11 protein-coding genes are annotated in these 12,708 nt (G+C 28.8%); 7 read left to right on the top strand and 4 right to left on the bottom strand.

All coding sequences use genetic code 11. The features are described from left to right. Window positions 1–84: 84 nt before the first annotated feature. Together Q5O29_RS00430 and Q5O29_RS00435 are read right to left on the bottom strand one after the other, a co-directional pair. Window positions 85–885, bottom strand: coding sequence for a YgcG family protein (locus Q5O29_RS00430; RefSeq protein WP_022211055.1), 801 nt, complete (start codon window positions 883–885; stop codon window positions 85–87). 6 nt (window positions 886–891) lie between these two features. After that, window positions 892–1,461, bottom strand: coding sequence for a LemA family protein (locus tag Q5O29_RS00435; protein ID WP_022211056.1), 570 nt, complete (start codon window positions 1,459–1,461; stop codon window positions 892–894). An 86-nt stretch (window positions 1,462–1,547) separates the two neighbouring features. On the opposite strand from Q5O29_RS00435, the gene aat reads away from it, so the two are divergent. After that, window positions 1,548–2,201, top strand: a complete 654-nt coding sequence (gene aat / locus Q5O29_RS00440) for a leucyl/phenylalanyl-tRNA--protein transferase (RefSeq protein WP_022167235.1) — start codon at window positions 1,548–1,550, stop codon at window positions 2,199–2,201. 36 nt (window positions 2,202–2,237) lie between these two features. Here the strand turns inward: aat and Q5O29_RS00445 are convergent, their stop codons facing one another. Further along, entirely contained in the window at window positions 2,238–2,702 is a 465-nt protein-coding gene (locus Q5O29_RS00445) for a peroxiredoxin (protein ID WP_022211057.1), read from the bottom strand. Window positions 2,703–2,906: 204 nt separating this feature from the next. Here Q5O29_RS00445 and Q5O29_RS00450 point away from each other — a divergent pair, with 204 nt between their 5' ends. After that, on the top strand, window positions 2,907–3,686 hold the full coding sequence (locus Q5O29_RS00450) for a PHP-associated domain-containing protein (RefSeq protein WP_022211058.1): 780 nt from the start codon (window positions 2,907–2,909) through the stop codon (window positions 3,684–3,686). A gap of 46 nt (window positions 3,687–3,732) precedes the next feature. Here the strand turns inward: Q5O29_RS00450 and Q5O29_RS00455 are convergent, their stop codons facing one another. Further along, on the bottom strand, window positions 3,733–4,455 hold the full coding sequence (locus tag Q5O29_RS00455; protein WP_022211059.1) for a polysaccharide deacetylase family protein: 723 nt from the start codon (window positions 4,453–4,455) through the stop codon (window positions 3,733–3,735). A 326-nt stretch (window positions 4,456–4,781) separates the two neighbouring features. Here Q5O29_RS00455 and Q5O29_RS00460 point away from each other — a divergent pair, with 326 nt between their 5' ends. The 5 genes from Q5O29_RS00460 (at window position 4,782) to Q5O29_RS00480 (ending at window position 12,700) form a co-directional block, all read left to right on the top strand. Beyond that, window positions 4,782–5,795, top strand: coding sequence for a LacI family DNA-binding transcriptional regulator (locus tag Q5O29_RS00460; protein ID WP_022211060.1), 1,014 nt, complete (start codon window positions 4,782–4,784; stop codon window positions 5,793–5,795). Between the two features lie 128 nt (window positions 5,796–5,923). After that, window positions 5,924–6,898, top strand: a complete 975-nt coding sequence (locus Q5O29_RS00465) for an alpha/beta fold hydrolase (protein ID WP_022211061.1) — start codon at window positions 5,924–5,926, stop codon at window positions 6,896–6,898. A gap of 87 nt (window positions 6,899–6,985) precedes the next feature. Next, window positions 6,986–9,052 carry an alpha-galactosidase gene (locus tag Q5O29_RS00470; protein ID WP_022211062.1) on the top strand — a complete coding sequence of 689 codons (2,067 nt, stop codon included), beginning with the start codon at window positions 6,986–6,988 and terminating at the stop codon, window positions 9,050–9,052. Between the two features lie 193 nt (window positions 9,053–9,245). Continuing rightward, entirely contained in the window at window positions 9,246–10,616 is a 1,371-nt protein-coding gene (gene melB / locus Q5O29_RS00475) for a melibiose:sodium transporter MelB (protein ID WP_022211063.1), read from the top strand. A gap of 131 nt (window positions 10,617–10,747) precedes the next feature. Next, a complete protein-coding gene (locus Q5O29_RS00480; protein WP_022211064.1) occupies window positions 10,748–12,700 on the top strand; it encodes a beta-galactosidase in 1,953 nt (650 codons plus the stop codon). Window positions 12,701–12,708: the final 8 nt, after the last annotated feature.

Raw genomic sequence — 12,708 nt, forward strand, 5'->3', positions numbered from 1 at the left:
ACGAATTCCCTTTTTTCAAATATTATTTTGATACAGCCCCTTATTTTTTTTTATTTAAAAATTATTTATTATTGGGTAAAAATTTTACCATGAACCTGAAGAACCTCCACCATTGGAAGAGCCACCACCGAATCCGCCGTTTCCACCACTGTTTCCACCACCAAATCCGCCACCACCGCCTCTAGGACCACGATGATGACTAGAGATAATTATCATTTGTAAAAAAGTACGGCATACTCTTCCTCTATTTAAAATGATATCTAAAAAGATAAGTAGTATAATAACTCCAGGAATAACCTTATTGGAAGTATTAGATGAAGAGTTATTATTGTTGTAATCTTTAGAAGAAACATTTATATTTTCTAGGGAAGTTAACGAAACTCCATATTCTTCAGCAATTTTATTAGAAAATTCATAATAACAATTCAAGAGACCGTCATTATAATTTCCATCACGGAAATAAGGCTTTCCATAAGAAGTCATAATTTTGTTGCTAAGTACATCTGGTACAGCACCTTCAAGACCTTTACCTACTTCAACTCTCCAATTTCTATCATCCATAGCTAATAATATTAAAAGACCATTATTTTTTTCAGAGGTACCGATACCCCATGAGCGAAATAATTCATTTGCATATTTCTCTATAGGTACATTATTAGTGGAGTTTATTACTACAATAACACATTGTGCAGTTGTTTTTTCTTCAAGTTCCTTACCAATTGATATAATTTTTTCAGTATAATTTTTTGAAATTGTTCCAGTATAATCATTAATATACTTATTGGTTGTAACTGAAGGGAATTTGGTATTTGCCGCAAAGGTAATAGAATAAATACATACTAATAAAAGAGAAGAAATTAATAATACCTTTTTAAAAAGTTTCATTATATATTAACTTGAAAAATCTACAGAAGGAGCAGTTTGAGCACCTTCGCTAGCTTTATATAATGGCTTTTGTTCAAAATTAAAAATAGAAGCAATTATATTGCTTGGAAACCTTCTCCTCTTAGTATTATATTCAGTAACAGCATCATTATAATCCTGACGGGCTATAGTAATTCGATTTTCTGTGCCTTCAAGTTCAATAGCTAAGTCTTGGAAATTTGAACTTGATTTTAAATCAGGATAGTTTTCTACAACCACAAGAAGTCTTGATAAAGCACTAGTTAACTCATGGTCAGCAGCAGCTTCTTCTTGGATGGTAGAAGCACCTGCTAATTTACTTCTTGCATCAGCGATATTTGTATAAATTTCGCTTTCTAAGTTAGCATATCCCTTTACTGTGCTCACTAGATTTGGAATTAAATCTGATCTTCTTTGAAGTTGAGTATCAATATTAGATTGAGCAGTATCAACTTTTTGCTCTAAAGCTACTAAGTTATTGTAGCCACTAACTACTGGTATAGCTATGATTATTATTACTACCAGTATACCTATAAGTACTTTTGATAAATTTTTCATATTTTTACACCTCTTTATATATTATAACAGATGAAATACGGTATAATACAACATATAATAAAAAATTAAGTAGTGAGGAAAAGAAAATGGCAGTATTTAGATTAAATAATGAAATAGTATTTCCAAATCCTGAATTATCAGAAGAAGATGGATTATTAGCTATAGGCGGTGATTTATCTGTAGAAAGATTAATACTAGCATATTGTAATGGAATATTTCCTTGGTATAATCCAGGAGAGGAAATATTATGGTGGTGCCCTAAACCAAGGTTTATTATTTACCCAAGTAAAATTAAAATATCAAATTCCATGAAGAAAATTTTAAAGAAGAATCAGTTTAAAATAACTTTTGATAATGATTTTGCTGCCGTGATTTCAAATTGCAAGGAGATTAGGGAGTGTCAAGAAGGTACATGGATAACAGACCATATGAAAGAAGCATATATAAAATTACATAACTTAGGATTAGCATCTAGTGTTGAAGTATATGAAGATGAGCAGTTAGTAGGTGGTCTTTATGGAGTTAAAATAGGGAAATGTTTCTTTGGAGAAAGTATGTTTTCAAAGGTAAGCAATGCTTCAAAAGCTGCACTGATATCTTTAGCTAAGAAGCTAGAAGAAGAAGGGTTTTTATTTATAGATTGTCAAATGCATACCAATCATCTTGAGAGTATGGGGGGAGAGTTTGTAGAGTGGAACAAATTCAAAGAGATGCTTAAAGAAGGAACGAAATTTAATTAAGAATGAAAAATTGAGGAGGGAACTCCATTGGAGTTCCTAAAGGTTGCATTTTACATCATCTACGTGGCCGGCAACTTTTACTTTTCTATAAATCTTAGTGATTATTCCTTCTTCGTTAATGATAAAAGTACTACGTTCTACACCAATTCCTGTACGACCACACATAGTTTTTTCTTTAAGGACATCATATAATTTACAAACTTCTTCATTTCTATCTGATAAAAGTACAAAAGGTAAATCATATTTAGCTATAAATTTATTATGTGAAGCTATAGTGTCTCTGCTAACTCCAAGTATTACAGTGTTATTCTTATTGAATTCTTCAGCATTATCTCTAAATGCTTCAGCTTCTCTTGAGCAGCCAGGGGTATTGTCTCTTGGGTAGAAATATAGAACAACTTTTTTTCCAAGATAATCACTTAATTTATGGTTTTTTTCATCTGAACCAGGAAGTGTGAAATCAGGTGCTTTCATTCCTTCTTCTAAAATTATATTTTCCATAAGTACCTCCTATATAATATAAAGTTATATAAGAATTATTATTATATAAAAAAATATATTTGTAAAGTATAAAAGAGATGAAAATACAATAATAATTATTATATTAATATGTAGGCAGAAATCTCATATTAAGCATATACATATAATAAGATGAAAATTAAAGTTTTGTATAGATTAAAAAATAATTAATAAGGAGAAAACAGTATGAACATAGACTTCCATGTTCATGGTTTGCTAAGTAAAAGAAAAGATTTTAATGAAAATTTTTTTTTAAATGAAATAAAATATGCCAAGGAAAATAAGATAGATGGAATAATTTTATGTGAGCATTTTAATGCTATATGCTTCAATGTAATATATAAATATTTAGAAGAAAACTATATATATGAAGGAAATAGATATATGGTTGATGGAGTAGCTATATTCCCAGCATTAGAAGTTAATGTGAAAGGAAAGGGCCACGTTATAATAGCAGGAGATAGAGATGACATAATGGATATTCATAAAATCTTAGAACAATACATGGAAAAAGAAAATTTGATTGAATTTGAAGAATTACTAGATATGTCAGATATTTATAACTGTTTGAAAATTGGAGCTCATCCTTGTAGAAAGGGACACAAGCTTTTTAAGCATTCAGAAGAAAGTTTAAAAAGGTTAGATGCCATTGACTTAAATGCTAAAGATATATTTAGAAAAGGGGAAACAAAAGCTAAAAATGAACTTATTGAGCTATCTAAAAAGCTTTCTGTTAATATAGTTACAGGAAGCGATAGCCATACTCCTTTACAGATAGGGGCTATATTTACCACTTTCAATAAAGAATGTAGTACTATAGAAGAAATAAGAAAAGCTATAAAGTCAGAAGAATATTCTATTAATATAAGCGATTTACTTCCTTTTAAAGTTTATTCATCGAAAGTATTAAAAAGATATTTAATGTCTACTGGTCAATATAATGCTAATATGAATTTTAATTTGTAAATATAAATTTGATATTAAATAGGAGCTAAAAATTTAAGCTCCTATTTTAATTTAAAGTATCAAATTTATAACCTTGCTCTTTAAAATATTCAATTATTTTTGGCAATGCTTCAACAGTTGTTGTTTTTGTCATACAATCATGCATAAGGACGATAGCTGGTGATTTTAAATGTCCATCTTTATCTTTTGAATCTTTAACTACATTGTTATAGATGGTTGTAGCGGGAATATTATTTCCTTTGGCATCTCCAGAATCAACATTCCAATCATAACAATTTATACCTTGTTCATTTAGCTTTAATATGATGTTTTCTGTAAAAGAACTTCCATGAGCATTTCTAACTAAAGTGTTATGAGATCCACCAGGAAATCTAAATATTGTACAATCTTTTCCAGTTATTTCTTTAAGGAAGTTTTGATGTTTATTAAAGTTATTCCAAAAAGCTTCTTCTGATAAATATATATATTTAAATTCGTGATTATGAGTATGGTTGCCAATAGCATTACCTTCATCATAAGCACGTTTTATTAGAGCATTATGGGACTCTATGTAAGGACAAATTACGAAAAAAGTTGCATGTACATCATTTATTTTAAGGATATCTAAAATTTTAGAGGTGTTTTTACTAGGACCATCATCAAAGGTTAAATATACAACTTTTTCTGTGTTAATTTTATCATAAGCATTACTGTATACATAATTAAAGCATGAAATTAATAGTGAAAATAAAGCGAAATATACAAAAATTTTAATAAATAAAGTTTTCAAATTTACACCTTCTTCAGATTTAATAAATGATAATTTAATATTAGTTTGTTTTATAAATTATTAAATATTCACAAAGAAAATATATTATTAATAAAAATATGAAGATGATAATTTTATTGAGAGTATTACTAAAGCACTAAAGGATAAAGAAACATTTTTTATTGTTGCCATTGTACATGTGAAGATGCATACAATAAGATTAAGAAGAGACTAAAAGAAAAATTCATATTATTAAAGTTGGGGGCTGTATAAATAAGAGATGTAAGTAGTGTAATTATTTATAAAATATATTATAATAAAGTAAAAAGGCATTATAGGGGGTAAAAGTGGCAACTTTAAAGGAAATAGCTGATAAGGTAGGAGTTTCTTTAGCTACTGTATCGAGAGTTTTAAATAACGATTCTAAGATTGTAGTTTCTGATGAGACAAGGATACAAATATTGAGAGTAGCAGAAGAATTGAAATATAAGACAGCAAAGCAAAGAAAGAATAAAAGTAAGAATATCTATGTAGTTGGAATTGTTGAAATGTTTGATGTTGCACAACAACTGCAAGATCCATATTATCTTTTTTTAAGAAGTATAGTTGAAAAGCAATGTTTTCAAAAAGGTATAAAAGTAGTAAGTGTATTTAAAAATGGGGGAGCTTATCAATTGTTTGAAGACACTAAGCTAAATGGAATCATTTGCATTGGTAAATTTACAGAAGAGGAAGTAAAAGAAGTATCAGCAATTTCTTCTAATTTAGTCTTCCTTGATTCAAGTCCAAATGATGAAATATATGATGGGGTTAAAACTAATTTTAAATTAGGTGTATTCCAAGCGTTAAATTATTTTACTAAAATGGGTCATGAAAAAATAGGGTTTGTTGGTTCAAAAAAAACACTAAATGATTTAAAGATATTTAGTCTTGATGATAGATTGAAATTTTATAATGAATATATGAAAGAAAAATCGCTATATAATGAGCAGTTTATTATAGATAGTAAAATGACATATGATGGTGGATATCGTTCAATAAGTGAGTATTTAAAAAATAATGATAGTCTTCCAACAGCTTTATTCGCATCAAATGATGCAGTGGCAGTAGGGGTTATAAGGGGACTTAAGGAAGCTGGATATGAAGTTCCAAAAGATATCAGTATAATTGCTTTTAATGATACAATAGTGTCTCAATATACTAATCCACCATTGACATCAGTTTCTGTACATACAGAATACTTAGGAGAGGTAGCTGTAGAACTTATGGTAGAAAAACTTTCTAATGATAGGCGCTACGCTAAAAAGGTTATAGTACCATCGGAGTTTGTGATTCGAGAAAGTGTAAAGAGAATAATATAGCCATATATTGAAAAGGAAGTATGATTATTTAAAAAAAGTTCATACTTCTTTATTTTTCGATATTTACAATGAATAGTAGTATAATATATGATTAGGTTGTACATATAAAATTAAAAAGAGGGATAAAAATGAATGAAATAGCAAATATATTTTGTTCAAATTATGGACAAGATGAAGAAATTATTAGATATGTGGAAAGAAAATTAAATACAAAGAAGGAAAGTGGGTATTTTAAAGGTTGTAATAATATAAATATCTATTATGAAAAATTTATTGTTCAAGATGAAAAGGGAATCATTGTTATAAGCCATGGATTTACTGAATGTTTAGAAAAGTATACTGAACTTATTTATTACTTTACAGAAATGGGATATTCGGTATATGGTCTAGAACATAGAGGTCATGGAAGATCATCTAATTTGAATTTTAAGGAAAAGAGTCAAATTCATATAGATAGCTTTGATTACTATATAGAGGATTTAAAGATTTTTATGGATGAAGTAGTGAAAAAGAAAGGTGAATCTGTATTTTTATTTGCTCATTCTATGGGTGGAGGCATTGGAGCTTTATTTTTAGAAAAATATCAAGAATATTTTGAAAAAGCTGTATTAAGTTCACCGATGATGGAAATAAACACAGGAAATTATAGTGAAAATATGGCTTATTTAATCAGTAAATTCTTTATATATGTTGGAAAAGGTAATAATTATATTTTTGGACAAGGTCCTTTCAATGGAGAGTATAATTTAGAAGAATCAGCTACATCAAACCAATATAGATATTCACGACATTTAAATGCATTACGAGCAAATGAAGTGCTTCAGAGAAATGGAGGATCTTTTAAGTGGATTAATGAAGCAATAAAAGCAACAAGAAAATTAAAAAAAGAAGAAAATATAAAGAAAATTCAAATTCCAATTTTATTATTTCAATCAGGAAAAGATACTTTTGTAAATGATGAAGGACATAATACTTTTCGTAAATATGCTAAAAATTGTAAATTTGTTAGATTTGATAATGGCAAACATGAGTTATATTTTGAAAATGATGATATCTTAGAGCCATATTTAAAGGAAATAGTAAAATTTTATAATGAAATTTAGTAAAAATATTGATTTTTTTACTATGAGTATATTATAATCTAATTAAGAAAACGTTATCTTAGTAAAGGGATTGAAAAAGGAGAAATTATGGGAATTAAGATTAATGAAAATCAAAATATATTTAGCATTGAAACTAAAAATACATCTTATATCTTTGGAGTTGATAATTTAGGACTTATAAGGCATTTATATTGGGGAAATAGAATTGATAATATTAATGACTTCCAAATGCCTGTTTTAAATGAAGTATCAACTAATGATCCAGTTCATGAAATAACTCCAGAAGAGTTTCCAGTGCATGGAGGATTAAGATATAAAGAAACTTGTTTAAAAGTTAATTTTAGTGATAAGACAAGAGAAATAGTATTACGATATGAAGGATATGAAATAAATGGACAAGAACTAATCATAAAATTAAAAGATAATCATTATGATTTTGATGTAAATTTACATTATAGATCACATTATGATTATGATCTTATGGAAAGATGGGTTGAAGTTGTAAATAATACTAAAGATCAAGTATTGGTGGAAAAGATACATAGTGCTCAATTCCATATTCCATATGAAGGATTAAATTTTTCTAATACTTGTGGACATTGGGGAGCTGAACAACAAAGATTCACTCAAAAGATGAGCTTTGGAAAAGTAGTTATTGAAAATAGAAGAGGAATATCAACTCATAATCATAATCCTCATTTTATTTTAGATAAAGATGCCACAGAAAGTACAGGGGAAGTTTATTTTGGAGCTTTAAAGCTAAGCGGAAACTTCAAAGGTGTTGTTGAACAGACGCAATATGGTGAAACTTTAGTTCAAATGGGAATTAATGAATTTGATTTTGAATTATCTCTTGAAGCAGGAAAGAGTTTTATAGCGCCAGCAATTATATGTGGATATACAAGCAGAGGTTTTGAAAGAATGAGCCATAATCTGCATAAGTTTGCTAATGATAATATTTTAAGAAGTGGTTTAAGACCAGTATTATATAATTCATGGGAAGCTACTGAATTTAAAGTTACTTGTAATGAACAAATAAAATTAGCTAAAAAAGCAAAGGAAATAGGAGCAGAATTATTTGTTGTTGATGATGGATGGTTTGGTGAAAGAGATTGTATATATAATGGTCTTGGTGATTGGTATGTAAATGAAGAAAAATTTCCTAATGGTTTAAAACCTTTGATTGATGAAGTTAAGGGGTTAGATATGAAATTTGGTATATGGGTTGAGCCTGAGATGGTAAATCCGTTAGCAAGCTTATATAAAGAGCATCCAGATTGGATATATCACTATGAAACTAGAGTTAGTGATACTTCAAGAGGACAATATGTATTAAATATGACTAAAAAAGAAGTTAAAGAGTTTGTTTACCAAATGCTAGACAATTTGTTATCTTCATATGAAATAGATTATATAAAATGGGATGCTAATAGACCTATATCACAAGCTGGTGTTGAAAAAGATATCTGGTATAAGCATATTGAAGCAATTTATGATATTGTAAAAGAATTAAAGAAGAAGCATCCAGATGTATTATTTGAAGCTTGTGCTTCAGGTGGAGGAAGAACTGATTATGGTATACTAGGTATATTTGATGATTTCTGGACAAGTGACAATACTGATGCATATGATAGATTAAAAATTCAAAATAGTTATTCATATATTTATCCAATAAAGGCCATGAGAGCTTGGGTGACAGATTGCCCAAATTTTTTATCACAAAGAGTAATACCTATGAAATTTAGATACCATAGTGCCATGATGGGTACACTAGGCATTGGCTGTAATATATTAAAGTTAAGTGAAGATGAAATAGAGCTTTCTAAAGAGATGATTAATGAATATAAAAATATTCGTCATATAGTTCAAGAAGGAAGTTTCTATAGGCTAGAAAACACATCTGAAAATGATTATGCCCTATTCCAATACGTAAAAGAGGGAGAGGTATTATTATTTGCATTCTTACCTCAAAGTAAGTTAGGACATAGAGCTGCAAGGGTAAAGCTTAGAGGATTAGATGGTGATAAAATTTATAAATTCCAAATAAATGAAGAAGAAATTGAAAAAAGCGGAAGCTATTTAATGAATCAAGGAATTGATATAAAATTAATTGGAGATTATGATAGCAAGATAATAAAATTTATTTGTAAATAGGCTTAAAATAAGACTGTATAAGATGGTTATACAGTCTATTTTTAACTTTTTAGTAAAATGTATATAAAAAAGATAGTAAAAAATAGTAAAAAACTCTTGCAAATTATTGGTGAAAATGTTATCATAAATCTTGTAACAGATGTAAACAGTTTCAAAGATAAATGTGAAATTGAAAATGAAAGGGATGGGAAATATGAATTTATCTTTTAAAACAAAATATTCATTTGGTGTAGGAGCCTTAGGTAAAGATTTAGTTTATGCTATAGTTTCATCATACTTAATGATTTACTTAACAGACTTAGTTGGAATATCACCGCTATTTGTTGGGAACTTATTTTTAGTAGCTAGAGTATGGGATGCTTTTAATGATCCAATGATGGGGATGATAGTTGATAATACAAGAAGTAAATATGGTAAATTTAGACCATGGATTTTACTTGGAACATTGGTTAATGCAGTAGTATTAATTTTCTTATTTAAAAAGCCAAATTTAACAGGGACAAGCCTTTATGCTTATTTCTCAGTTATGTATATTTTATGGGGAATGACATATACATTAATGGATATACCATACTGGTCAATGCTTCCTTCATTATCTAAGACTAAGGAAGAAAGAGATCAAATGTCAGTTATTCCAAGAATTTTTGCTAGTTCAGCATGGCTTATTATAGGAGCATTTGGTTTAGCAATGGTTAATAAGCTAGGTAGTGGAGACCAAACAATAGGATATGGAAAATTAGCAATTATAATTTCGGTAATATTTGTTATATCATCAATAATTACAGTGGTAAATGTTAAAGATAGTAGCTGCAATATGGCTTCATCAGGACAATCAGCTGAAAAGACAACATTAAAACAAGCGTTTAAAGTAATTAAAGAAAATGATCAATTATTAGTATATATTGGTGTAGTATTAGCTTACAACTTAGTTGCTCAATTAGCAGGTGGTATTGCAATCTATTATTTCAAATATGTTACAGGAAATGAAAATATGTATTCAGTATTTACAGCATTTGCTTCACTTGCTGAAATCAGTGCTTTAATATTATTCCCAATAATATCAAAGAAAATGAGTAAGAGAAATGTATTTAGAATGGCATGTTACTTACCAGCAGTTGGTTTAATAATGTTATTATTAGTAGGAATATTTATGCCAACAAATGCAACATTAATAGCAACTTCAGGAATTATCATGAAGATGGGTACAGGATTTATCTTAGGAGCAACAACAGTTATGCTTGCTGACGTTATTGATTATAACGAAGTTAAATTTGGTACTAGAAATGAAAGTATTATAGCTTCATTCCAAACACTTTTAGTTAAAGGTGCATCAGCAGTTTCTGCATGGTTAATCGGTGTAGGTTTAACAATAGTAGGATATAAAGCAAATGTAGTTCAAACAGCTGGTACAATATTTGGTATGAGAGTTTTAATGATTGGTATACCTTCAGTAATAAGTATTATAGCCTTTATAATTTATAAAAAAGGATATAAGATCGAAGGACAATTCCAAGATGAAATTATCAATAAGTTAGAAGAAAAAAGAAATGCTGAAATGGCATAATATACAAAACCCAGTCTTAGGGCTGGGTTTAAATAATATTTTTTAGTAAAATTTAGTAAAAAATAGTTAAAAACATATATAAATGTGGTAAAATTATTATAAAAAAGAGTTAAGGTAATGGAGGTATAAAAATGTACTTAGGTGTTGATTATTATCCAGAGCACTGGAATGAAAATATGTTAAATGAAGATTTAGATAATATAATAGAATTAGGTAGTAATGTAATAAGAATAGGTGAATTTGCATGGCATATGATGGAGAGAATTGAAGGGGAATATGATTTTTCTTATTTCGATCATGTGATAGCAAAAGCTAAGGAAAAGGGATTGAAAGTTATTTTCGGTACTCCTACAGCTACTATGCCAGCATGGCTTGCAAAAAACTATCCTGATGTGTTATCAGAATTTGAAGATAACACAAAGAGAGCTTTTGGAGGAAGAAGACAGTATTGCTTTAACAGCAGAACATATCATAAGTTTAGTGAAAAAATAATAAGAGCTCTTGCAGAGCACTATAAAAATGAAAAAGGAATTGTTGCATGGCAAATAGATAATGAGTTTGGTCATGAAGGAAGCGATATTTGTTTTTGTGATGAATGTAAGAGAGCTTTTAGAGATTATTTAAAAGAGGCTTATAATAATAATATAAATAGACTTAATGAAATTTGGGGAACAGTATTTTGGTCGCAAGAGTACAATGACTTTGACGAAATACCTCTTCCAGCTAAAACTATAACCACTCATAATCCTTCATTACGTATGGAGTGGGAAAGATTTAGAAGTTTAAGTGTTGAAAGATATGCAAAGATGCAAGTGGATTTATTAAAGGAAGTATTAGGTGAAGATTCTGTAGTAATGCATGATTTTTCAGGTGGATATTTTGATAAGAGCTATGATTTTTCAAAAGTTGCACAGCATTTAGATGTTGTAGCTTACAATAATTATCCAGTATGGGGTGGGCAAAGAGAGCCAATTCCAGCTCATGAAATAGCATGTGGTTTAGATTATATGAGAGGTGCTAAAAAGCAAAATTTCTGGATAACTGAAGCCATAATGGGTGCTCAAGGACACGATGTAATTGGATATCTTCCAAGACCAAATCAAGCAAAAATGTGGTCATATCAAGCAATGGCTCATGGATGTAATTCGCTTATGTATTTTAGATATAGAGGAGCTGTTAAAGGTGCAGAGCAATATTGTTATGGAATATTAGATCAAGATAATATAAAGAGAAGAAAATTCTTTGAAGTTCAAGATTTCTTTAAGGATATTAAAGAAAATGAAGAAGTAGTTAATAGTAAAGTAAAAGCTGAAGTAGCAGTTATTTATGATTATGAATCTATGGCTTCATTTAGAATTCAAAAACAAAGTTTCTTAATGGATTATAAGAATGAAGTATATAGACTTTACAGACCATTCTATAATAAGAATATAAATATTGACGTTATTCCATCTTATACTGATTTTAGTGAATATAAAGTATTATTAATACCAACAATGATAGTATTTAAATCAGAGGTTCAAGAAAGAATTAGAGAATTTGTTAAAAATGGTGGAAAAGTTGTATTTAGCTTTAGAACGGCTATTAAAGATTACTATAATAATCTAACTCTTGGAGAGCTTAATCCAACATATTATAATGAGTTAATTGGTGGTTATGTTGAAGAAATAGAATCTCTTCAAGAAGGACAAGAGGTAGATATAAAAGGTATAGATGAATTTGCAGGCATTTCAGGTAGTGGAGTTGTCTTTAGAGATATGTTAAAAACTACTACTGCGAAACCTCTATTTGTGTATAATGATGAATTTTACAATCATTTAAGCGCTGTAACTGTTAATAATTTTGAAGAAGGTCAAGTTTATTATATAGGAACAGGTCTTGATAACTGTACTATGGATGCCATAGCAGCAAAGATAATTACTGATGCAGCTATTGAATGGATAGATACAGAAGAAGGCGTTGAAGTAGTTAAGAGAGAAGTTAATGGAGAAACTTATTACTTTGTTATGAACCACACTGACAAGGTTAAGAACTTCAATAATATAGAATTAAAAGCTTACGAAAGCAAGATAATGAAAAACTAATAAAAATA

It is taken from the genome of Clostridium sp. CAG:265, assembly GCF_000436575.1.
GTDB classification, from domain to species: Bacteria; Bacillota; Clostridia; order Clostridiales; family Clostridiaceae; genus Clostridium; species Clostridium lentum.

What these genes read in the sequence shown, in the direction of transcription:
- Q5O29_RS00480 (WP_022211064.1), top strand. Translation starts at nt 10,748, where the DNA reads ATGTACTTAGGTGTTGATTATTATCCAGAGCACTGGAATGAAAATATG.
- melB (WP_022211063.1), top strand. Translation starts at nt 9,246, where the DNA reads ATGAATTTATCTTTTAAAACAAAATATTCATTTGGTGTAGGAGCCTTA.
- Q5O29_RS00445 (WP_022211057.1), bottom strand. Translation starts at nt 2,702, where the DNA reads ATGGAAAATATAATTTTAGAAGAAGGAATGAAAGCACCTGATTTCACA.
- Q5O29_RS00430 (WP_022211055.1), bottom strand. Translation starts at nt 885, where the DNA reads ATGAAACTTTTTAAAAAGGTATTATTAATTTCTTCTCTTTTATTAGTA.
- Q5O29_RS00470 (WP_022211062.1), top strand. Translation starts at nt 6,986, where the DNA reads ATGGGAATTAAGATTAATGAAAATCAAAATATATTTAGCATTGAAACT.
- aat (WP_022167235.1), top strand. Translation starts at nt 1,548, where the DNA reads ATGGCAGTATTTAGATTAAATAATGAAATAGTATTTCCAAATCCTGAA.
- Q5O29_RS00450 (WP_022211058.1), top strand. Translation starts at nt 2,907, where the DNA reads ATGAACATAGACTTCCATGTTCATGGTTTGCTAAGTAAAAGAAAAGAT.
- Q5O29_RS00465 (WP_022211061.1), top strand. Translation starts at nt 5,924, where the DNA reads ATGAATGAAATAGCAAATATATTTTGTTCAAATTATGGACAAGATGAA.
- Q5O29_RS00435 (WP_022211056.1), bottom strand. Translation starts at nt 1,461, where the DNA reads ATGAAAAATTTATCAAAAGTACTTATAGGTATACTGGTAGTAATAATA.